The sequence below is a fragment of the Mesorhizobium sp. WSM4887 genome (assembly GCF_029625865.1).
Classification (GTDB): domain Bacteria; phylum Pseudomonadota; class Alphaproteobacteria; order Rhizobiales; family Rhizobiaceae; genus Mesorhizobium.
Genome location: NZ_JARTVP010000011.1, coordinates 32,503 through 52,719, shown reverse-complemented (window position 1 = coordinate 52,719; position 20,217 = coordinate 32,503). Strand labels below are relative to the sequence as shown.

At 64.3% G+C, this 20,217-nt stretch carries 21 protein-coding genes; 4 read left to right on the top strand and 17 right to left on the bottom strand.

Going from position 1 to position 20,217, the window contains the following annotated elements; translation table 11 throughout:
- Positions 1 to 26 precede the first annotated feature (26 nt).
- From P9230_RS27200 to P9230_RS27160, 9 genes are all read right to left on the bottom strand, one after another.
- Positions 27 to 788: a nucleotidyltransferase family protein gene (locus P9230_RS27200; RefSeq protein WP_095799049.1), complete on the bottom strand. Its 762-nt coding sequence runs from the start codon at positions 786 to 788 to the stop codon at positions 27 to 29.
- Positions 785 to 2,296, bottom strand: coding sequence for a tRNA (adenosine(37)-N6)-threonylcarbamoyltransferase complex ATPase subunit type 1 TsaE (tsaE, locus tag P9230_RS27195; protein WP_278121243.1), 1,512 nt, complete (start codon positions 2,294 to 2,296; stop codon positions 785 to 787). Before tsaE ends, P9230_RS27200 begins: the two co-directional genes overlap by 4 nt.
- A gap of 6 nt (positions 2,297 to 2,302) precedes the next feature.
- Positions 2,303 to 4,858, bottom strand: coding sequence for a PAS domain-containing sensor histidine kinase (locus tag P9230_RS27190; protein WP_067324664.1), 2,556 nt, complete (start codon positions 4,856 to 4,858; stop codon positions 2,303 to 2,305).
- Positions 4,859 to 5,046: 188 nt separating this feature from the next.
- Entirely contained in the window at positions 5,047 to 6,447 is a 1,401-nt protein-coding gene (gene ahcY / locus P9230_RS27185) for an adenosylhomocysteinase (RefSeq protein ID WP_127325296.1), read from the bottom strand.
- A gap of 173 nt (positions 6,448 to 6,620) precedes the next feature.
- Entirely contained in the window at positions 6,621 to 6,917 is a 297-nt protein-coding gene (locus tag P9230_RS27180) for an HPr family phosphocarrier protein (protein ID WP_095799052.1), read from the bottom strand.
- Positions 6,914 to 7,315, bottom strand: a complete 402-nt coding sequence (locus P9230_RS27175) for a PTS sugar transporter subunit IIA (RefSeq protein WP_067002921.1) — start codon at positions 7,313 to 7,315, stop codon at positions 6,914 to 6,916. The genes P9230_RS27180 and P9230_RS27175 overlap by 4 nt, the downstream gene beginning before the upstream one ends.
- A 164-nt stretch (positions 7,316 to 7,479) precedes the next feature.
- Positions 7,480 to 7,941 carry an HPr kinase/phosphorylase gene (locus P9230_RS27170; protein ID WP_278113780.1) on the bottom strand — a complete coding sequence of 154 codons (462 nt, stop codon included), beginning with the start codon at positions 7,939 to 7,941 and terminating at the stop codon, positions 7,480 to 7,482.
- 25 nt (positions 7,942 to 7,966) lie between these two features.
- Positions 7,967 to 9,751, bottom strand: coding sequence for a sensor histidine kinase (locus P9230_RS27165; RefSeq protein WP_067323871.1), 1,785 nt, complete (start codon positions 9,749 to 9,751; stop codon positions 7,967 to 7,969).
- A gap of 117 nt (positions 9,752 to 9,868) precedes the next feature.
- Positions 9,869 to 10,570 carry a response regulator transcription factor gene (locus P9230_RS27160; protein ID WP_006201274.1) on the bottom strand — a complete coding sequence of 234 codons (702 nt, stop codon included), beginning with the start codon at positions 10,568 to 10,570 and terminating at the stop codon, positions 9,869 to 9,871.
- Between the two features lie 341 nt (positions 10,571 to 10,911).
- Here P9230_RS27160 and P9230_RS27155 point away from each other — a divergent pair, with 341 nt between their 5' ends.
- The 4 genes from P9230_RS27155 to P9230_RS27140 all read left to right on the top strand — a co-directional run bounded on the left by P9230_RS27155 (position 10,912) and on the right by P9230_RS27140 (position 14,931).
- Positions 10,912 to 12,522: a phosphoenolpyruvate carboxykinase gene (locus P9230_RS27155; protein WP_278121242.1), complete on the top strand. Its 1,611-nt coding sequence runs from the start codon at positions 10,912 to 10,914 to the stop codon at positions 12,520 to 12,522.
- 81 nt (positions 12,523 to 12,603) lie between these two features.
- Positions 12,604 to 13,041, top strand: coding sequence for an alternative ribosome rescue aminoacyl-tRNA hydrolase ArfB (gene arfB, locus P9230_RS27150; protein ID WP_067002912.1), 438 nt, complete (start codon positions 12,604 to 12,606; stop codon positions 13,039 to 13,041).
- 86 nt (positions 13,042 to 13,127) lie between these two features.
- Positions 13,128 to 13,748, top strand: coding sequence for an alpha-ketoglutarate-dependent dioxygenase AlkB (locus tag P9230_RS27145; RefSeq protein WP_127324180.1), 621 nt, complete (start codon positions 13,128 to 13,130; stop codon positions 13,746 to 13,748).
- 58 nt (positions 13,749 to 13,806) lie between these two features.
- The gene (locus P9230_RS27140; RefSeq protein ID WP_095799057.1) at positions 13,807 to 14,931 is read left to right on the top strand and encodes a phosphatase PAP2 family protein; all 1,125 of its coding nucleotides are present in this window, start codon (positions 13,807 to 13,809) and stop codon (positions 14,929 to 14,931) included.
- Between the two features lie 114 nt (positions 14,932 to 15,045).
- Here the strand turns inward: P9230_RS27140 and coaA are convergent, their stop codons facing one another.
- The 8 genes from coaA to P9230_RS27100 form a co-directional block, all read right to left on the bottom strand.
- Positions 15,046 to 16,005 carry a type I pantothenate kinase gene (coaA, locus tag P9230_RS27135; protein ID WP_067002907.1) on the bottom strand — a complete coding sequence of 320 codons (960 nt, stop codon included), beginning with the start codon at positions 16,003 to 16,005 and terminating at the stop codon, positions 15,046 to 15,048.
- Between the two features lie 84 nt (positions 16,006 to 16,089).
- Entirely contained in the window at positions 16,090 to 16,413 is a 324-nt protein-coding gene (locus tag P9230_RS27130) for a phosphoribosyl-ATP diphosphatase (RefSeq protein WP_067323877.1), read from the bottom strand.
- 9 nt (positions 16,414 to 16,422) lie between these two features.
- Complete coding sequence (gene hisF / locus P9230_RS27125) at positions 16,423 to 17,217, bottom strand: imidazole glycerol phosphate synthase subunit HisF (protein WP_067324668.1); 795 nt, start codon at positions 17,215 to 17,217, stop codon at positions 16,423 to 16,425.
- Positions 17,214 to 18,053 (bottom strand): arginase family protein, encoded by an 840-nt coding sequence (locus tag P9230_RS27120; protein ID WP_278121238.1) that lies wholly within the window; start codon positions 18,051 to 18,053, stop codon positions 17,214 to 17,216. Before P9230_RS27120 ends, hisF begins: the two co-directional genes overlap by 4 nt.
- Positions 18,050 to 18,796: a 1-(5-phosphoribosyl)-5-[(5-phosphoribosylamino)methylideneamino]imidazole-4-carboxamide isomerase gene (gene hisA, locus P9230_RS27115; protein ID WP_278121236.1), complete on the bottom strand. Its 747-nt coding sequence runs from the start codon at positions 18,794 to 18,796 to the stop codon at positions 18,050 to 18,052. Before hisA ends, P9230_RS27120 begins: the two co-directional genes overlap by 4 nt.
- A gap of 2 nt (positions 18,797 to 18,798) precedes the next feature.
- Positions 18,799 to 19,089 (bottom strand): DUF1330 domain-containing protein, encoded by a 291-nt coding sequence (locus P9230_RS27110; RefSeq protein WP_278121234.1) that lies wholly within the window; start codon positions 19,087 to 19,089, stop codon positions 18,799 to 18,801.
- Positions 19,090 to 19,740 (bottom strand): imidazole glycerol phosphate synthase subunit HisH, encoded by a 651-nt coding sequence (gene hisH / locus P9230_RS27105; protein WP_095827266.1) that lies wholly within the window; start codon positions 19,738 to 19,740, stop codon positions 19,090 to 19,092.
- 1 nt (position 19,741) lies between these two features.
- Positions 19,742 to 20,215 (bottom strand): DUF2628 domain-containing protein, encoded by a 474-nt coding sequence (locus P9230_RS27100; protein ID WP_067002897.1) that lies wholly within the window; start codon positions 20,213 to 20,215, stop codon positions 19,742 to 19,744.
- Positions 20,216 to 20,217: the final 2 nt, after the last annotated feature.

The window sequence follows — 20,217 nt, the reverse complement described above, 5'->3', positions numbered from 1 at the left end:
ACAAACGACGATCTAACTCTTTGAGTCTACGCATCGTGCTTTCCAAAAATCGGACCCGATTTTTGGGCCGATGCGGTCGCGGGCGCGCCGGTGACCGCCGCTTCGGCCGCCGGAATGGCATCCGGCGTCCCGACGGTGATCCAGCGGCCTCTCATCTTCATGCCGAACAGGCGGCCGGCGGCGATTGCCTTGTCGAAATAGGCGTTGATCGAATGCGGGCCTTCGGGCGCATCCTTGAAGATGCGCGGATGGATGATCGCGGCACCGGCATAAATCAAGCCGGCAGGGTCGCCTTTGGACCGGTGCAGCGCGCCGTCCGGCGCCACGAGGAAGTCGGTGCCGACGCAGTGTCCGATCGCTGAGTCGAGATCGGTGAGCATCAGCAGAATATCCATTCTAGCGGCGTCCCATGCAAGGGCGAGGCGCTCGAGGCTGGGCTCGCCGCTGTCGATCCAGAACGTATCGGCATTGATGATGTAGAAAGGCTCGCCCCCCAGGAACGGCAGCGCCTTGACGATGCCGCCGGCCGAGTCCAGCAGGCCCGCGCGCTCGTCGGAAATGTCGATCTTCGGCGCCCGGCGGCCGGCGACATGGGCGATGATCTGCTCCGGCAGGTAGTGAACGTTGACGACGGCGCTGGCGACGCCGGCGGCTTCCAGGCTGTCCAACCCCCAGTCGAGCAAGGCCTTGCCGGCGATCTTCACCAGCGGCTTCGGCATCGTGTCGGTGATCGGCCGCATGCGCTTGCCGAGACCGGCCGCAAGCACCATCGCGGTCTTCGGCTTCATGGCGAGCGCTCCTCGAGCAGGCCGTGGGCCATGTAAAATTCCTTCAGGCCGGCAAGCGCCGGGTGCGCCAGCGCCCACCTCAGATAGTCGCGAATGCGCGGCAGGTGCTTCAGATAGTAGGGCTTGCCGTCGCGCTTTTCGAGCCGCACGAAGATGCCCAGGATCTTCGAATTGCGCTGCGCCGCCATGATCGCATAGGCCTCGGCGAAGCCGGCTTCGTCGAAGGCGCCGGCCGAACGCCGCGCCGCGACATAGGCTTCGACCGTCCGCCGCTCGATCTCGGTCGAGACGGTGACACGCGCATCCATGGCCAAAGAGGCGACGTCGTAAGCCGCCGGGCCGATCAGTGCGTCCTGCACGTCGACGATGCCGAGCCGATCGAGGCCGGAACGCTCTGCCCGCCAGATGATGTTGGGCGAATGGAAGTCGCGCAGCATCAGCGTGTATTCCTGGCCCTCGAGCCGGTCGAGCACCGCATTCCATGCGTTATGATAGCCGGCCCGCAATGCATCGCTTGCCGGCTCGCCGGTGACCATCGGCACATACCAATCGACCAGAAGGTCGGCCTCGATCAGCATCGCCTCGCGGTCAAAGGGCGGAACGGCGTGGTATACGCCCGGCGCGGCCTCCATGCGGTCCGGCCAGGCCTTGCCATGCATCATGGCGAGCAGCTCCGCCGCTGCCTCATAGCGCCCGACGATCGGCTGGCCGTCGCCGCCCAAAAATCCTTCCGAGCCGAGATGTTCGAGCAGCAGAAAGCCCTGATCGAGGTCCTGCGCATGGATAAGCGGCACGCTGACGCCGGCGGCGAGAAGCGCCCGGTCGATGGCGACGAAGGCGGCGACCGACTGTGCGGTGTGAGCGATCACGGCGTAAGGCTTGCCGTCGCGCACCGGCGGTCCGAGCACCAGGCGCGGCGAGTTCATCAGCACCCGCGGCGCCCCGCCGGGAAGCGAGGCGATCTCGTAGGAACGGGCGGACGCGTCGCCGACGAAATGACGGCGGCTCGCTTCGCCCCAGCCGGCCGAGGCCAGGAAATCACGCATCGCCAGCGAGCGCGCCGCGCGCTCGAAGGCGGCTCCCTGTCCGGAGATCCTTGCCGACCGGCCCGCGCCCTGCTCGATAAGCTCGACCTGGAGCGCATTTGCCGGCAGCTGGTCGCCGGCTCGGTCCGGCCATTCGATCAGTGCCGCGCCCTGCGCCAGCGCGTCGTCGAGGCCGAGCTCGTCGAGCTCGTCCGGCGAGGACAGGCGGTAGAGGTCGAAATGGTGCACGGGTATCCGCGTCTCGTAGCTCTGCACCAGCGTGAAGGTCGGGCTAGGCACTTCGAGGCCGGCGTCGTCGGCAAGCGCCCGGATGAGCGCGCGGGCGAGCGTCGACTTGCCGGCGCCGAGATCGCCTTTCAGCGCAATTGCGTCGCCAGCCCGCAGCGCCATGGCAAGGTCTTCGCCAAGCCTTGCGGTCGCCGCCTCGTCGGCGAGAAATCGTTCCAACACCGTTTCTGCCAAAGCGCGTTACTCGGCCGCTTCGCGGATGCCGCCGGAGGGCGTCTCCGGGAAGGTGCAGATCACGGTCGTGCCCTTGTCCGCTCCGGTCTCTATACGCACCGTTCCGCCGTGCAATTCGACGAAGCTCTTGACGATCGACAGTCCCAACCCGGCGCCGCGTCGGCGGCCGCCATTGGCGCGCGGCTCGAAGCGTCGGAAGACCGATTCCAGCACGTCCGGCGGCATGCCCGGCCCGTCGTCATGCACCGAGAATTCGACGCCGTCTGCCATTTGACGGCAAGCGAGCGTGATCGTGCTCGCCGCTGGCGCATAATTTGCGGCATTGCTCAAGAGATTATAGAGGATCTGGCGGACCCGGATCTCGTCGCCGTGGAAGCTCTTCGGCGCCGATGCAGCGTCGACCTTGAGCTTGATCTGATGCTCCTCCAGCCGGTCCGCGACCAGCTCGGCGGCCGCAGCGATCGTCCTGTCGATGCTCATCTCGGAAATGTCGAGCTGCATGATGCCGGCATCGACCGTCGCGAGATCCAGTATGTCGTTGACGATGGTGAGCAGGACCGAGGACGACGAGCCGACATGCTCGACATATTCGCGCTGCTTCGGCGTCAGCGGTCCCGTCGTCGGCAGCGACAGCAGTTCGGTGAAGCCGATGATGTTGGTCAGCGGCGAGCGCAGTTCGTAGGAGACGTGCTGCACGAACTCGTTCTTCAACTGGTCTGACTTCTCCAGCGCCTCGTTCCTGTCCTTCAGCGCCCGCTCGACATTGACGGTGTCGGTGACGTCGACAAAGGTCATCATCACTTGCCCGTTGGGCAGGTGGATCACGGCATAGCTCAGCACCGTGCCGTTGACGAGTTCCGCCTGGCCGTGGCGGTCGCGGCGTTCGTCGTCGAAGCCGGTGATGGCGGCGACGAAGCCGCCCCACGGACTGTCGGCCGCGCGTTGATCGCAAAGGTCGCGGATCGCCGAGACATGCACGTTAGCCTTGATCGCATCCGGCGCCAGCCCCCACAGCGCGATAAAGGCGGGGTTGGACAGGCGCAGCCGTCCGTCCGGGCCGAACACCGCCACGCCCTCCGCCAGATTGTCCAGCGTCTCGCCCTGCACACGCACGGCGGTCTGGTAGCGGCTTTCGAGGTCCATCTTCTCGGTCAGATTCTCGAACACCCAGGTGACGCCGCCCTTGGGCTGCGGGTTGGCCACCACGCGGATCGTCTTGCCGTCCGGCAGGTGCCACCAATGCTCCTGCGATTCGACGGCGCGATAGGCGCCGAGCAGGTTCTCCTTCCAGCGCCGCCATTCCGGCTGTTCGGCGATCTTGCCTTCGCTGCGCAGCCGGTCGAGCAGCAGCGCGTTGGAGGGGGCACTGTGCAGGAAGCCGCCGTCCAGGCCCCACAGTTTCTGGAATGCCTGGTTGAAAAAGCGCAGGTTTTCATCCGTATCGAAGATCGCCACAGCCGTGTTGAGCTGGTCGAGCGTGTCGGCATGGCTGCGCACGGTGCGCTCATATTCGGCGCGGATCGTCTCGATGGCGCTGATGTCGCAGGCGAGCCCCGCCGAGCCGTCGGCGCTCGCAAAGTCGGTGACCGAAAACATGTGGCGATCACCCTCGATGACCGTCGACAATGTCTGCTCGAAGACGGGGCGCGACTTGTGCTGTTCGGCAATCTGCTCGCGCGCCTGTCCGCCGAGGAACTCCTTGGCTTCGCGCACGGCGGCCTCCGCGCTTTCCGCTTCGACCGCCTCGGCATAGGCGCGGTTGACCCATTTCAGCCGCCCGTCGGCCGCCCGCAGCCATGTCGGCATCTTCAGCGCGTCGAGCAGGCCGAGCATGGTATCGTAGTCGGCGCTGAGCCGCTGATTCTCGACCTTCAGCCGGGCCTGGCTGCGCAGCGTTTCCGACAGCGATATGAAGCGGACCAAGACATGCGCGGCGCTCTTGCGGCCATGCACCTCCAGCGGCATGCCCGCCTGCGTTTCGATGACGAGGTCGAAAGTCTTCGCTTGGTCGCGCAGCGCCGCTATGGCGTTCTCGAGCGCCGCGGCGGAGCGCGGCATCAGCCAGCGGCCGAAAGCGAGGAAGGCGGACCGCTCGTCCGGTGCGCCGCTTTCGAGCGGCAGGCTGCCGATCAGCTCCGGTTTCTTGATCTCGGAACTCCACACGACGACGCGCTGGTCGCGCAAATTGAGCAGCGCCTCGGAGCGCTGCAGGGCCGCGTTGACGTCGGCGATTCGCGCCCTGAGCTGGACATTTTGCGACGCCGTCCGTGCCCGCTCGCGGATCAGGAAGATGGCCGAGACAAGGGCTGCCCCCATGACGCCGGCAAACATCGCAAGTTGCATCACCTCGACCGTGCTGACCGCCGCGGCCACGCCGGTATCGGCATGCGCCGCAATGCTAAGCAATGGGGCGGCAGACATGGCGGTGGCAAGGAGCGTGCCGAGACGGGCGCCGGCGCGCCATGAAAGGGCTCCGCCCGCCGCGGCGGAGCCGGTCGTGATCGAATCCTCGTGGCCGCCGGAAACGGCCTTTCCCGCGCGTGGCGGGTTATCCCCCGGCATGTCTTGGTCCTCTTCGCCGCTTGAATGCAAGACCGCCCTGAATGCGTCCCCGGCCCAACTGTCCCCGGACCGCGAATCACAACAATAACGCCTGCCGGAATCGGCGTGAAGAATCACAGGTGCAAAAAATGAAGCCGGGCGGAAAGTCAACACCCGGCTTCAATATGTTGTAGATATTTTCGTTTTGGTTAATAGCGGTAGTGCTCAGGCTTGAACGGGCCCTGCGGCGTCACGCCGATATAGGCCGCCTGCTCGGAAGAGAGCTCGGTGAGGCGCGCGCCAAGCTTGTCGAGATGCAGTCGCGCCACCTTCTCATCGAGGTGCTTGGGCAGCACATAGACCTGGTTCTGGTACTGGCCGTGCTTGGTGAACAGCTCGATCTGAGCCAGCACCTGGTTGGTGAACGAAGCCGACATGACGAAGCTCGGATGGCCCGTGGCGTTGCCCAGGTTGAGCAGGCGGCCTTCGGACAGAAGAATCATCCGCTTGCCGTCCGGGAAGGTGATCATGTCCACCTGCGGCTTGACGTTGGTCCATTTCAGGTTGCGCAGAGACGCCACCTGGATCTCGTTGTCGAAGTGGCCGATGTTGCCAACAATCACCATGTCCTTCATCGCCCGCATATGGTCGAGCGTGACGACGTCCTTGTTGCCGGTGGTGGTGATGACGATGTCGGCGGTGGGGGCTGCGTCTTCCAGCGTGACCACTTCGTAGCCGTCCATCGCCGCCTGCAGCGCGCAGATCGGGTCGACCTCGGTCACCTTGACGCGAGCGCCGGCGCCGCGCAGCGAGGCCGAAGAGCCCTTGCCGACGTCGCCATAGCCGCAGACCACGGCGACCTTGCCGGCCATCATCGTGTCGGTGCCGCGGCGGATACCGTCGACCAGCGATTCCTTGCAGCCGTATTTATTGTCGAACTTCGACTTGGTGACGGAGTCGTTGACGTTGATCGCCGGGAAGGGCAGCAGGCCTTTCTTCTGCAGCTGGTAGAGGCGGTTGACGCCGGTGGTCGTCTCCTCGGTGACGCCGCGTATCGCTTCCTTCTGCTTGGCGAAGAAGCCCGGCGAAGCCTTCATGCGCTTCTTGATCTGGGCGAACAGGATCTCTTCCTCTTCGCTGCCCGGATTGGACAGCACGTCCTCACCCGCCTCGGCGCGCGCGCCGAGCAGGATGTACATGGTGGCGTCGCCGCCGTCGTCGAGGATCATGTTGGACGTGCCGCCGTCGGCCCACTGGAAGATCCGGTCGGTGTAATCCCAGTAGTCCTCCAGCGACTCGCCCTTGATGGCGAAGACCGGAATGCCGGCCTCGGCGATCGCCGCGGCGGCGTGATCCTGGGTGGAGAAGATGTTGCAGGAGGCCCAGCGTATATCGGCGCCCAGCGCTCTCAGCGTCTCGATCAGCACCGCGGTCTGGATCGTCATATGCAGCGAGCCGGTGATGCGCGCGCCCTTGAGCGGCTTCTTGTCGCCGAATTCCTCGCGGCAGGCCATCAGGCCCGGCATTTCGGTTTCGGCGATCTCGATCTCCTTGCGGCCCCAGCCGGCAAGCGAAATGTCGGCGACCACATAGTCCTTGCTACCCGTCATGGCAGTGCTCCGGTGTGATTGTCTTCAAAAGCGCGCCGGCGCCGGGACGGCGCATGGAGGGCGCGGATTGCCGGCCTGACTAGCAGATCGGCTGCCAAACGACAATGGGATATAAAGAAATCTTTATTCGTGCATGTCTTTGGAGACAATGCGCGGCACCGAGCGGCGAACCTTCAGATTTCCTCGCCGAAGCGCGAGGCGACCAATTGCTCCAGCGCGTCCATGGCCGGACCGGCTTGCGGACCGCTGGCGGTGACGCGGATCGAATAGCCGGGGCTTGCCGCCAGCATCATCAGGCCCATGATCGAGGTGCCGCCGACCTTCACGCCGTCCTTCTCGACATGGATGGTTGCGTCGAAGCCGCTGGCGACCTGGACGAACTTGGCCGAGGCGCGGGCATGCAGGCCGCGCTGGTTGACGATCGGGAACTCTCGCACAACCTCGTCTTTTTCCGGCGCATGGGCGTTCATTTGCTGCTCAGAAGCTGGCTGGCGACGTTGATGTATTTGCGCCCCGCGGCCTGCGCCTCGTCGAGCGCGGCGGCCATGTTGTCGCCCTTGCGGACCGAGGAGAGCTTGATCAGCATCGGCAGGTTCATGCCGGCGATGACCTCGGTGCGGCCCGATTCCATCACTGAGATGGCGAGGTTGGAAGGCGTGCCGCCGAACATGTCGGTGAGCACGATGACGCCGGCCCCGGTGTCGACGCGTGCCACCGCGTCGACGATGTCGGCCCGGCGTTTCTCCATGTCATCGTCGGCGCCGATCGCGACCGTTTCGAAATTGTCCTGTGGCCCCACCACGTGTTCGACGGCATGCCGGAACTCGGTGGCGAGTTGACCGTGCGTCACGAGCACGAGTCCGATCATTCTTTGGTGGCTCCCGTCATCGCCGCTTCACTGGCGTATTTTATGTTCGCCAACCATTCCAGGCGGCGGGAGCGCTATCTTGTCGACGCACGGCCGGTTGACAAGCCCAAAATTGCGACGCCCCGGTCCATTTTGACGCATTGCAGCAAAAAATCCGGACCGGATCATGAAAAAGGCGCTATCGACAGCCGCGCCATCACGGCCGGCACGCCTGTGACAACATTGCGCTCGGCAAGATCGATGCGCGGCACCAGGCAGCCCGCGACCGGCTCGCTGATTTCTTCCTGGAAGCGGGCCATTTCCTCTTTCGGCACCAGCCGGACGTGCAGGTCGATCACGCCGCCCGGCTCGAACGGCAGCGGGCTCGGAATGAAGCCGGGCACTTCGGCGAGACCGGCGATGGTGGCCGGCGCCCGGCAGACCAGCCGCCCGTGACGCGGGGCGGCAAGCAGCCTGTCGTCGCCGATCAGTCGCGAAAACAGCCCGCGCACCCGGCAATGATCGATGAGCGTCAGCGCCAGCGTCGTCTTGCCGGCGCCGGACGGCCCGGTGATGAGGACGCCGCGATCGCCGATCAGGATCGCCGTTGCGTGGATATTTTCGGGCTTCACGGCAAGATCGGACATGATCGTTTCTGTCTGGGAACGGAGATCAGCCTTCGGCCGGCAGGGTCACCACGAAGCGCGCGCCCTTGATCTCGCCCGGCTTGGTGCCGGGGATGTTTTCCGCCGTCAGCGTGCCGCCATGCGCTTCGACGATCTGGCGGCTGATCGACAGGCCCAGGCCGGAGTTCTGGCCGAAGGCCTCACCGGCGGGCCGGTCGGTATAGAAGCGCTCGAAGATGCGATCGATCTTTTCGGCTCTGATGCCCGGACCGTTGTCGTCGACGGTGACGATGTTGAACTTGCCGGCGCGCGCCAGCGAGATGGTGATATGGCCGTGTTCCTCGGGAACGAAGGAACGCGCGTTCTCGATCAGGTTGGTGATGACCTGGCCGATCCTCAGATCATGGCCGACGACGACATAGCCTTTGACGCCCTGCGGCAGCTTGGCGACCTTGAGCTCGATCTCGACCGACTTCTTGTTGCGCGTCGTCTCGCGCGAGACCGCGACAAGATCGGTGATGAACTTCTTCAGGTCGACCGTCGAGGCATCCTCGCGCGCCAATTCGGCATCGAGCCGCGAGGCATCGGAAATGTCGGTGATCAGCCGGTCGAGCCGCTTCACGTCGTGCTGGATGATTTCCATCAAACGCTCGCGTGAGGTGTCGTTCTTGGCCAGAGGCAGCGTTTCGACCGCGCTGCGCAGCGAGGTCAGCGGATTCTTGAGCTCGTGCGAGACATCGGCAGCGAAGCTTTCGATCGCCTCGATGCGCGCATAGAGCGCGTTTGTCATGTCGCGCACCGCGATCGACAGATTGCCGATCTCGTCCTGACGGTCGGAGAAGTCAGGGATCTCCTCGCGGTTCTTGACGCCGCGCCGCACCCGTACGGCAGCAGCCGACAGCCGCCGCAGCGGATTGGCGATCGTGGAGGCCAACAGCAGCGAGAGGATGGCCGTGACGAGCGCCGCGATGCCGAACACGCGCAGGATCGCCTTGCGTTCGGCCGCGACGATCTTGTCGATGTCGCCGCCTTCGGTGGACAGCATCAAGACCCCGAGCACGGCGCGGAAGCGCTGGATCGGCACCGCTACCGAGACGATCTGTTCGCCCTGCTCGCTTACCCGCACGATGGTCGAGGGACTGCCGGTCAGCGCCTTGACCACTTCGGGGAAGGCCGCGCCATTGCCGCCGGGCTGTTCGTGATAGACGGGCAGGTCCTTGTTGCGGAAGAAGTCGAAGACGAATTTCTCGACGCGCTCCAAAAGGCCGGGCTGCTCGTCGTCGACAGGCGGGAGGTCGTAGCGCAGGATCTGGCCGCGCGAATAGAGATGCCGCGAATCGAGCAGCAGGTTCGCGTCGCGGTCGTAGATGCGGGCGCGCGTGCGGGTCGGCGAGATCAGCCGCCGCAGCACCGGCGCCACGCGCTCGGGATTGATCGGGAAGTCGAGATTGTCGAGCTGGTCGGAGCCTGGCCCCAGGCTTTCGCCGGCCTGCAGCTCGAGCAGCTTTTCCGGATCGATGCTGATCGAGTCGGTCTCGACCGTCGCCGAGGCCGCGATGGCGCCGGCGATGATCTCGCCTTGCGTCATCAGGCTTTCGACGCGGGCGTCGATCAGCCCGTCGCGGAAGGTGTTGAGGTAGAGGATGCCCGTGACCAGCACGGCAAGGCCGGCCAGGTTGAGAAACAGGATGCGCCGCGTCAGGCTGGAGAAGATGTGGTGGCCGAGGAAGCGGCGCATCGGCACCGTGATCTTCGACAGGAATGCAGGCACGATACGCGACGGGCGCTTCGCCGCGCCCGCCCGCCTGCCTCGCTCTGCGTCCACTGCCATCAACTAGCAGTCCCTGTCCGGTGAATGGTGCATGGCGAATGGAAAAATGGGGCGCTTAGATAGAGCCCATTGGGCCGCTCGCACCATCCACCATTCACCATTGACTATTCACTATTATCAAGCTTCCCGAAACCGGTACCCGACTCCGTAAAGGGTTTCGATCATCTCGAAGTCGTCATCGACGGCCTTGAACTTCTTGCGCAGCCGCTTGATGTGGCTGTCGATGGTGCGGTCGTCGACATAGACCTGCTCATCATAGGCCGAGTCCATCAGCGCATCACGGCTTTTTACCACGCCGGGCCGCTGCGCAAGCGAATGCAGGATCAGGAACTCGGTTACCGTCAGCGTCACCGGCTCGCCCTTCCAGGTGCAGGTGTGCCGCTCCTGGTCCATCACCAGTTGGCCGCGCTCGAGCGAGCGCGCCTGCTGGCTGGGCGCCTTGGCGGCCGCCTCGCGGGCGCTGGTGCGGCGCAGCACCGCGCGCACCCGCTCGACGAGCAAGCGCTGCGAGAACGGTTTGCGGATGAAGTCGTCGGCCCCCATCTTGAGGCCGAACAATTCGTCGATCTCGTCGTCCTTCGAGGTCAGGAAGATCACCGGCAAGTCGGATTTTTGCCGCATCCGGCGCAACAGCTCCATGCCGTCCATGCGCGGCATCTTGATGTCGAGGATGGCGAGGTTGGGCGGCCGCGCCGCCAGGCCTTCGAGTGCCGACGCGCCGTCGGTGTAGGTTTCGACGCGGTAGCCCTCGGATTCGAGCGCGATCGACACCGAAGTCAAAATATTTCGGTCGTCGTCGACAAGCGCGATTGTTGCCATTTCAAGCGGCTCCCTCATGAGCTGTCCCTTCTGTCGTCGAGAAAGGGCTTTTGCAGGACAAATTGGGTACAAAATGTGGCACGGGCCTTGTCCGAAGTCACGGGCGGCCTGCCGCTACACACGATCGCACCCATAACCGGATTGGACGAACGAAGCCTGCCAATCCTTTGGGCAACCTCTGTGATTTTTTGCACATATAAACGATTTAAACAACTTTCAAAATTTTTAAATCGATTAATGATTTGATATCATTCGCCTTTTCTGGTTCTGACCCTAATTAGTCCCTTGCGCGTTCCGGCAATGACCGGTCAGACGCGGCCAAAATCCGGAGAGGAAATTTGATGTCGGAAGCCGGCAAACGCAACCCCGACTGCGCCATTGACGCGATCGGCCTGAAGACCACGGGCACGGTGCGATATAATTTCGGCGCTGCCGAGCTCTATGAGGAAGCGATCCGCCGCGGCGAGGCGAAATTGACCGCGCAGGGCGCGCTGGTTGCCGAGACCGGCCAGCACACCGGACGCTCGCCGAAGGACAAGTTCGTCGTGCGTGACGACAGCACCGCCCCGCATGTCTGGTGGGAAAACAACAAGGCGATCTCGCCGGCGCAGTTCGAGACGCTCCTCGCCGATTTCCGCGCCCATGCTGCGGCCAAGGATCTCTATGTGCAGGATCTCGTCGGCGGCGCCGACGCCGAGTTCCAGCTGCCGGTTCGCGTCGTGACGGAATTCGCCTGGCACTCGCTGTTCATCCGCAATCTCCTGATCCGCCCGCAAGCCGCCGAGCTCGACCGCTTCGTGCCGCAGATGACGATCATCGACCTGCCGTCCTTCCGCGCCGACCCGGCCCGCCACGGCACCCGCGCGGCGACGGTTATCGCGGTCGACCTCACCCGCAAGATCGTGCTGATCGGCGGCACGTCCTATGCCGGCGAGATGAAGAAATCGGTGTTCACCGTGCTGAACTACCTGCTGCCGCAAAAAGGCGTCATGCCGATGCATTGCTCGGCCAACGAAGGACCCGCCGGCGACGCGGCCGTCTTCTTCGGCCTTTCCGGCACAGGCAAGACGACACTGTCGGCCGATCCATCGCGCACGCTGATCGGCGACGATGAGCACGGCTGGGGGCCGCACGGCATCTTCAACTTCGAAGGTGGCTGCTACGCCAAGACGATCAGGCTTTCGGCCGAGGCGGAGCCCGAGATATTCGCCACCACGCAGCGCTTCGGCACGGTGCTGGAGAATGTGATTCTCGACGCTGCGCGCGCGCCGGATTTCGACGACGGCCGCCTGACGGAGAACACGCGCTGCGCCTATCCGCTGGATTACATTCCCAATGCCTCGAGGACCGGCCGCGCCGGCCATCCGAAGAACATCATCATGCTGACGGCCGACGCCTTCGGCGTCATGCCGCCGATCGCCCGGCTGACGCCGGCGCAAGCGATGTATCACTTCCTCTCAGGCTATACCGCCAAGGTCGCCGGAACCGAAAAGGGCATAACTGAACCCGAGGCGACCTTCTCGACCTGCTTCGGCGCGCCCTTCATGCCGCGCCATCCGTCAGAATACGGCAATCTGCTGCGCGAGCTGATCGCCGGCCATGGCGTCGATTGCTGGCTGGTCAACACCGGCTGGACCGGCGGCGCCTATGGCACCGGCCGTCGCGTGCCGATCAAGGTGACGCGCGCCCTGCTCGGCGCGGCGCTCGACGGCTCGCTCAATGCCGCCGAATTCCGCACCGATGCCAATTTCGGCTTCGAGGTGCCGGTGGCGGTGCCGGGCGTCGACGGCGCCATTCTCGATCCGCGCTCGACCTGGGCCGACAAGGCGGGCTATGACAGGCAGGCCTCCAAGCTGGTCAACATGTTCGCCGCCAACTTCGAGAAATTCGAAACACATGTCGACGCGGCCATCCGCGGCGCGGCACCGCGCCTGCAGGAGGCGGCGGAATAGCTGCCGCTCCAACATCTTCCTCCAGGGCCCGGCTTTGGCCGGGCCTTTTCTTTTTCCCGCCGCCGCGCCATGACTGTGCGCATGAATGCCGACGACAGGATCATCATCGCCAGTGATGCGGTCATCCATCCGGATGACCTGCACGAGGACTTCATCCGCTCTTCCGGGCCGGGCGGCCAGAACGTCAACAAGGTGGCGACCGCCGTCCAGCTGCGCTTCGACGCCGCCAATGCGCCGGGCCTGTCGGAGCGGGTGCGGGAGCGCGCCATCAAGCTCGCCGGCCAGCGCGCAACCAAGGATGGCGTCATCGTCATCGAGGCCGGGCGCTTCCGCACTCAGGAACAGAATCGCGCCGACGCGCGAGCCAGGTTGACGGCACTGGTCGCCAAGGCGGCCGAGCCGCCGCCGCCGCCGCGCAAGAAGACGAAGCCTTCGAAGGGCGCCGTCGAGCGGCGCCTCAAGACCAAGGCCGGGCGCTCGACGGTCAAGAAGCTGCGCGGCCGGGTTGAAAGCGACTAGGGGCCGACATCCGACGACGGCCGCTTTCGGGTCGCGAAGCCGTTCTGCCGGTGGCATGCTCGGACGAACTGATCGGATCGAATCCCATGCTCGTTCTGCCCAAGGGCATTCGCCATATGCCGGGCTATCTGTCGCGCACGGAGCAGGAAGCGCTGGTCGAGGAGATCAGGCGCATCGTGCAGGCGGCGCCGCTTTACGTGCCGGCCATGCCGCGCACCGGCAAGGAGATGAGCGTGCGCATGACCAATTGCGGCGTGCTCGGTTGGGTGACCGACCGCGAGCGCGGCTATCGCTACCAGCCGATGCACCCGGTGACAGGCGAGCCCTGGCCGCCGATCCCCGAAGCCCTGATAAAAGTGTGGTGCGAGGTGTCGGCCTATTCGCACGCGCCGGAAGCCTGCCTCGTCAATTTCTATTCGAGCGAGGCCAAGATGGGTCTGCACCAGGACCGCGACGAGCAGGATTTCGCAGCACCCGTCGTTTCGGTGTCGCTCGGCGACGACTGCCTGTTTCGGGTCGGTCACACCACGCGCGAAGGCGGCACCAAGTCGTTCAGGCTGAAGAGCGGCGATGTCGTCGTGCTTGGCGGCGAGGGACGCCTCTGTTTCCACGGCGTTGACCGCATCTACCCAGCGACCTCGGCGCTGTTGAGGAGTGGCGGCCGTATCAATCTGACGCTGCGGCGGGTAACGGTGCCCGCAAGCTAACGAAATCTAGAAGTTTTCCTCATAAAGACGGGCAGCTATTGCAGCTTGGGGCTCGGCAATGACGGAAAGCTATTCGGTCCTCCGCGGCCTGTGGGCAATCGTCACGGAGGCAGCCCAACTCGTTCGGAGGGATTCGGGCCTCTATCTGGCCATCGTCATTTATGTTTTGGCCGGGCTGATCTTTCTGAACGCGATTGGCGCGGCCGACCGCCTCGCGTTCTCGATATATTTCGGGTCCTGGATCTCCCTCAACGGCTTCGCACTGCCCACAATAGCAATCCTTGCCGACGCAATTCTCATTATGCATCGCTTCAATTCCCGGCGACGTTTGGTTGCGAAAAGAGTGTTTTCGACCGGGCGGTTGGCATATTCGCTATCGGGATTGTGCCTTCTGATGGCGCTCATGATCTTTCAGGGCAATTTCACTTCCGTGAAAAACGGAATGTCGGCCTGGCAAGGCGGTTTTCAATTCGATGTCCTGCACGCGGACATCGACGCTTTCCTCCATTTGGGCGCCGATCCGTGGCGCTGGCTCTACTCCGTGGCCGAAAGTGATCTGGTGCGCGCCATAATAGAATGGAACTACAACGTCTTCTGGTTTCTGCTGAATTTCGTCGGCTTGTTCTTCGTCGCCACATCGCCCATGGTGGCATCGGTCCGAACGCGCTATCTCGCCTGCTTTATGGCAGTCTGGATCCTGGTCGGGAACATCCTGGCGGCGCTGTTCCTCTCGGCGGGTCCGGCATTTTACGGCGCGGTCACGGGAGACACGGCGCGATTTGGTGAACAGCTTGCATTCCTGGCCCGCGGGGCTGGGTCAAGCAACTCCGCGGCCGCCTACCAGCAGTATCTATGGTCGCTGTATGAGGCCAAGCAGACCGGTTTTGCCACGGGTATCTCGGCGTTTCCCAGCGTTCACGTCGGCCTTGCAATGCTCAATGCATTGTTCGTGCGCGAATACAGCCGCCTCCTCGGCGCCTTCGCTCTGCTCTACGTGGCCTTTGTTGCTGTCAGCTCGGTCTATCTGGCATGGCACTATGCAATAGACAGCTATGTCGCCGTCATCGTCGTGTCTGTGATTTACATCGTCGCTCGCAAGCTGATCCCCGCGGACCGTCGCCTCGTGCCGAACATGCCGATCGGAGCCGTCAACCGTCCCGTGGCCGCCGCTACGGTCTGCTGAGACCCGGCTCCTTATCGAAGCTGCCGCCGACTAAGAACAAAGACTAATTTGAAAGCGCGTCGCCTGAATCGACGCCAGGGCCATGCGCTTTAGGGGCCGGTCCGCCGGATTCTATCAGAGTTTCCGCAATGCCACCTCTTCGACCAGGTGGTTGGCGCCTTTGCGCAGGATGAGGTCGGCGCGCGCCCTGGTCGGCAGGATGTTCTCGCGCAAATTCTTCAGGTTGATGTTGCTCCACAGGCCCTCGGCGATGGCGCGGGCGGCATCCTCCGACAGCTGCGAATAGCGGTGGAAGAAGGAGTCCGGGTTGCGGAAGGCAGTCTCGCGCAGTCGCATGAAGCGCTGGGTGTACCACTGGTGAATCAGCTTCTCGTCGGCATCGATATAGATGGCGAAGTCGAAGAAATCCGACAGGAACGGCACGATCTTGCCGTCCTTCGGCAGCTTGCCCGGCTGCAAAACATTGATGCCTTCGAAGATCAAAATGTCCGGCCTGTCGATGGTGACGAACTCGCCCGGAATGACGTCGTAGGTCAGGTGCGAGTAGACCGGGGCCCGGACATCGCGCTGCGCCGACTTGATGCCGGAAAGGAAGCGGAGCAGGGCGCCGACGTCGTAGCTTTCTGGAAAGCCCTTGCGCTCCATCAGATTGTTGCGGCGCAGGATCTCGTTCGGCAAGAGGAAGCCGTCGGTGGTGATGAGATCGACCTTCGGGCTCGACGGCCAGCGCGCCAGCAATTCCTTAAGCACGCGAGCGGTGGTCGATTTGCCGACGGCGACCGAGCCGGCGATGCCGATGATGAACGGCGTCTTGACGACGTCCTGCGCGTTGAAGAAGGCCTGGCGCTGCCTGAACAGCAGCTGGCTCGCCTCGACATGCGCCGAAAGCAGACGGGAAAGCGAGAGGTAGATGCGCTTGACCTCTTCGAGGTCGACCGGGTCATTGAGCGAACGCAGCCGGTCGATCTCGTCCTCGGTCAGCGTGAGCGGCGTGTCGGCGCGGAACTGCGACCATTGCTCGGCCGAGAAGAAACGAAAGGGGGAGTATTTCTCGGTCGGAGCAAGCTGGTCCATCGAGTCTCCTGCCCTCCTAGAGCATGATGCCGAAAAGTGTGGAGCGGTTTTCGGACGACATCATGCTCTATCCGTCTTTAGCGGTCAGCCCCGGGGCCGGGACGCCTTTTCAGCGACGCCCGAGCGGCCGGTGCGGCCCTCGAGCTCCTTCAGCACGTCCTCCAGCGGAATGCCCGCGATCGCGAGGACGACCAGCCAATGATATAGAAGATCGGCGCTTTCCGAAACGAGGGCCTGCCGGTCGCCGCGAACGGCGGCGATCACAGCCTCGACCGCTTCCTCGCCGAGCTTCTGCGCCGCCTTGTCCATGCCCTTGGCGAACAATTTCGCCGTCCATGACTCCGGATCACCGGAATGGGCGCGCTGATGAATTATCGTTTCCAGCTCGGCGAGTGAAAATTGAGCCATAGCAGTGGTTTAAGTCCGATGAACGGTCGAGTCCAGCCGCATCGGCAGGCCGGCGCCCGCCATATGCGCCTTGGCCTGGGCGATGGTGTAGGTGCCGAAATGAAAGATCGAGGCGGCAAGCACGGCGGCGGCATGGCCATCGCGAATGCCTTCCACCATGTGATCAAGCGTGCCGACGCCGCCCGAAGCGATGACCGGCACACGCACGGCATCGGCGATCGCGCGGGTCAGCGCGATATCGTAGCCGGCCTTGGTGCCGTCGCGGTCCATCGAGGTCAGCAGGATCTCGCCGGCGCCGCGATCGACCATCTTCTTGGCGAACTCGACCGCGTCGATGCCGGTCTTCTCGCGCCCGCCATGCGTGAAGATCTCCCAGCGGTTGGCCTCGCCGGCAGCCGATACTTTCTTGGCGTCGATGGCGACGACGATGCACTGGTTGCCGAACTTGTCGGCAGCCTCCGCGACGAAATCCGGGTTCTTCACCGCCGCCGTGTTGATCGATACCTTGTCGGCGCCGGCCAGAAGCAGCCTTCGTATGTCGGCCACCTGGCGCACGCCGCCGCCGACGGTGAGCGGCATGAAACATTGTTCGGCCGTGCGGGCGACCACGTCGAAGATCGTCTCGCGATTGTCGGACGATGCGGTGATGTCGAGGAAGCAGAGCTCGTCGGCGCCCGCCGCGTCATAGGCCTTGGCCGCCTCGACCGGATCGCCGGCATCGACCAGGTCGACGAAATTGACGCCCTTGACCACGCGGCCGTTCTTGACGTCGAGACAGGGAATGACGCGGGCTTTCAGCATCAGCGCCCCTCCATGGTCGACAAAAGGTCGACCACCAGCTCGCCGACCTGCGGCGGCACCTCGCCCTTCGGGTCGAACGCCGGGTCGTAGGCGGAAATGGTAAGTCCGGCGATGCTGAGCGGGCCGGCAAGGCCGCACATCGCGGTGCGGACCTGCTCCGGCGCCGGGCCGCCAGGCGTTGCGTAACGATTGGCCTGCAGCTTTTCCGGATCATGCACGTCGAGGTCGACATGCATGTGAATGCGCTCGGCACCCGTGGCCTTCAGCTTCGCCGCGGCGGCTGCCCAGTCCGGACACTCGGTGCGAATGATCGGCAGCTTCTCCAAAAGCTCTTTCTCGGCCGTATCGAGGTCGCGTGCGTTGACCAGGACACAGCGGGCCGGCTCGATCGGCTTGAAGCCGGGAATCTGCGCCGCCATGCGCCGCCAGCACAATCCAAGCGCCGTTGCCAGCGCCATGCCGTCGAGAAAGCCGGAGGTGGAGCATTCCGGCGTGTTGAGGTCGCCATGCTGGTCGGCCCAGATGATGGCGTCCGCGCCTTCACCGGCCACCGCGCCCGCGCTGGTCAGGCAATTGCCGGCCAGAACGATGGGAAAGCGCCCGTTGTCCAGCGCGATGCGGACCTCGCCCGAAACGACGTTGCAGACGGCAAATCCCGTGCCGATCTCGCGCTCCTGCTCGTCCTCGACGACCTTGCCGATGTCGCGCACCTCGACGTCGTGACCGGCAAGCTTTAGCGCCTCGGCCAGCCCGCCGGAGATCAGCGCATCGGGGCCTTGGCCACAGCGGCCGTGAAAGTGGCCGCTGTCATAAGATGCCAGGATGATCGAGATGTTCACGCTCGTGCCTCCGCGTGATTGCCGCGCAGGATGGCGAGCGCCTCCGCCGGGTCGATGCGCCCGTCATAGAGCGCGCGGCCGGAGATCGCGCCCTCCAGGCGCTTCGCATCGGGCATGGTCATGCGCACGATGTCGGCGATAGAGGCCAATCCGCCGGAAGCGATCACCGGGATCGATACCGCCTCGGCAAGGTCGATGGTGGCATCCCAGTTGATGCCGGAGAGCACGCCGTCGCGGTCGATGTCGGTGTAAATGATGGCGTCCACGCCCGCACCTTCGAACTTCCTCGCCAATTCGATGACGCCGAGTTCCGAGGCTTCGGCCCAGCCCTCGACCGCCACCTTGCCGCCCTTGGCGTCGATGCCGACTGCTACCTTGCCGGGAAAGGTCCTGCATGCCTCCTTCACCAGTTCGGGCTCCCGCACCGCCACGGTCCCGAGGATGACTCGCGCCAGCCCGCGGTCCAGCCAGTCCTCGATCTGCGCCAGCGTGCGGATGCCCCCGCCGAGCTGCACCGGGTTCTTCGTCGCCTCGAGGATGGCGCCGACCGCGGCGGAATTGACGCTCTGGCCCTTGAAGGCGCCGTTGAGGTCGACGACGTGCAGCCATTCGAAGCCTTGCTCTTCGAAGGCTCGTGCCTGGGCCGCCGGGTCATCGTTGTAGATGGTGGCGGTCGCCATGTCGCCGTGCTTCAGGCGCACGCATTTGCCGTCCTTGAGGTCTATTGCCGGAAACAGGATCACGATCAGGCGCCCTCGACGATGGCGAAGTGGCCGGTCGATGCCGCCAGCCGGAATTTCAAGGCTTCCTGGTACTCGGGCGACTGATAGCAGGCGAGCGCCCTGTCGTAAGAATCGAACTCCACCACGACATGGCGGTTTCCCGTTGCTCCCTCCGGGTCGGTATGGCGGCCGGCCCGAACAGCAAACTTCGCGCCAAATTTGGCGAAGGCCTTCGCGTTGGCCTCGATGTATTTCTTGTAGGTGTCCGAGTCGCGGACATCGATCATGGCGATCCAGTAGCCCTTCTTGGTCATTCAGGGCCTCCAATTCAGGAAATTGGTGATCAGCGCCAGGCCGAGCGCCTGGCTTTTCTCGGGATGGAACTGCGTGCCGGCAAAGTTGTCGCGGGCAACGGCCGCCGTCACCGGCCCGCCATAGTCGGCCGTCGCCAGCACCTCGGCCGGGTTCCTCGCCTCCAGGTGGTAGGAATGGACGAAATAGGCGTGCAGTCCTTTCGGACCGGTCTCGATGCCCGAAAACAGCGGATGCTTGCGCGCGAGCTCGATCGTGTTCCAGCCGATCTGCGGGATCTTTAGTGCCGGATCCTTCGGCGTGATTTCCTTGACGTCGCCGGCAATCCAGCCAAAACCCTCGGTGACGGTCTTTTCCAGCCCGCGTTCCGACATTAATTGCATGCCGACGCAGATGCCGAGGAACGGCCGCCCTTTGCGAAGCGCCGCCTCTTCCACCGCTTCCCACATGCCGGTGACGGCATGCAGGCCGGCCGCGCAGTCGGCATAGGCGCCGACGCCCGGCAGGACGATGCGGTCGGCGCTGCGCACCCGCTCGGCGTCGGCGGTGAGATCGATGGTCGCGGCGATGCCCGCCTCATGCGCGGCGCGCTCGAAGGCCTTGGTGGCCGAGCGCAGATTGCCCGACCCATAGTCGATGATCGCTACCCGCATGTCAGGGCCTTCCCGGCGTATGGGTCAGCCCCAGCGCCATGCCCGTCTGCGCCGGCCGCGCCAGGTTGGTGTCGGGCACGATGTGCGGCATCGGCGCCTGTTCCTGCGTGCGCTCGCTGGCTTCAAGCGCGTGACGGACCTCGGCATCGCCGAGCCTGCCGGCCTCGACGACGCCCCATTCCCGCCAGCCGCGGCGGCGGAGCGCCGCGATCCGCAGGGCCTGGCCTTCGAAGCCGATATAGAGCGACACCAGCAGCGAGAGCGCCGATCCAGCCCATTCAAGCCTGAGTTTCTCGCCGAGCATGGACAACGCCGCCATGGCGGCGAAGGTGAGCAGGGCCTCGATCCAGAGGCGGTGCCAGGCGAGCCAGATCGGCGAGAACAGGAAACCGAGCCAGGTGAAGCTGTCGCGCACCAGGGCGGCGTCCTTCTCGTTGCCCCCCGCAGGCGGCTCCATCACGACATAGATGGCCATAG

Excerpts from the sequence above, each read along its gene's own strand:
- P9230_RS27165 (WP_067323871.1), bottom strand. The coding sequence starts at position 9,751 with ATGGCAGTGGACGCAGAGCGAGGCAGGCGGGCGGGCGCGGCGAAGCGC.
- P9230_RS27170 (WP_278113780.1), bottom strand. The coding sequence starts at position 7,941 with ATGTCCGATCTTGCCGTGAAGCCCGAAAATATCCACGCAACGGCGATC.
- P9230_RS27180 (WP_095799052.1), bottom strand. The coding sequence starts at position 6,917 with ATGAACGCCCATGCGCCGGAAAAAGACGAGGTTGTGCGAGAGTTCCCG.
- P9230_RS27190 (WP_067324664.1), bottom strand. The coding sequence starts at position 4,858 with ATGCCGGGGGATAACCCGCCACGCGCGGGAAAGGCCGTTTCCGGCGGC.
- arfB (WP_067002912.1), top strand. The coding sequence starts at position 12,604 with ATGAATGCCGACGACAGGATCATCATCGCCAGTGATGCGGTCATCCAT.
- P9230_RS27110 (WP_278121234.1), bottom strand. The coding sequence starts at position 19,089 with ATGACCAAGAAGGGCTACTGGATCGCCATGATCGATGTCCGCGACTCG.
- coaA (WP_067002907.1), bottom strand. The coding sequence starts at position 16,005 with ATGGACCAGCTTGCTCCGACCGAGAAATACTCCCCCTTTCGTTTCTTC.
- P9230_RS27145 (WP_127324180.1), top strand. The coding sequence starts at position 13,128 with ATGCTCGTTCTGCCCAAGGGCATTCGCCATATGCCGGGCTATCTGTCG.
- P9230_RS27140 (WP_095799057.1), top strand. The coding sequence starts at position 13,807 with ATGACGGAAAGCTATTCGGTCCTCCGCGGCCTGTGGGCAATCGTCACG.
- P9230_RS27200 (WP_095799049.1), bottom strand. The coding sequence starts at position 788 with ATGAAGCCGAAGACCGCGATGGTGCTTGCGGCCGGTCTCGGCAAGCGC.
- P9230_RS27155 (WP_278121242.1), top strand. The coding sequence starts at position 10,912 with ATGTCGGAAGCCGGCAAACGCAACCCCGACTGCGCCATTGACGCGATC.
- P9230_RS27130 (WP_067323877.1), bottom strand. The coding sequence starts at position 16,413 with ATGGCTCAATTTTCACTCGCCGAGCTGGAAACGATAATTCATCAGCGC.
- P9230_RS27160 (WP_006201274.1), bottom strand. The coding sequence starts at position 10,570 with ATGGCAACAATCGCGCTTGTCGACGACGACCGAAATATTTTGACTTCG.
- P9230_RS27175 (WP_067002921.1), bottom strand. The coding sequence starts at position 7,315 with ATGATCGGACTCGTGCTCGTGACGCACGGTCAACTCGCCACCGAGTTC.
- hisH (WP_095827266.1), bottom strand. The coding sequence starts at position 19,740 with ATGCGGGTAGCGATCATCGACTATGGGTCGGGCAATCTGCGCTCGGCC.
- ahcY (WP_127325296.1), bottom strand. The coding sequence starts at position 6,447 with ATGACGGGTAGCAAGGACTATGTGGTCGCCGACATTTCGCTTGCCGGC.
- P9230_RS27100 (WP_067002897.1), bottom strand. The coding sequence starts at position 20,215 with ATGGCCATCTATGTCGTGATGGAGCCGCCTGCGGGGGGCAACGAGAAG.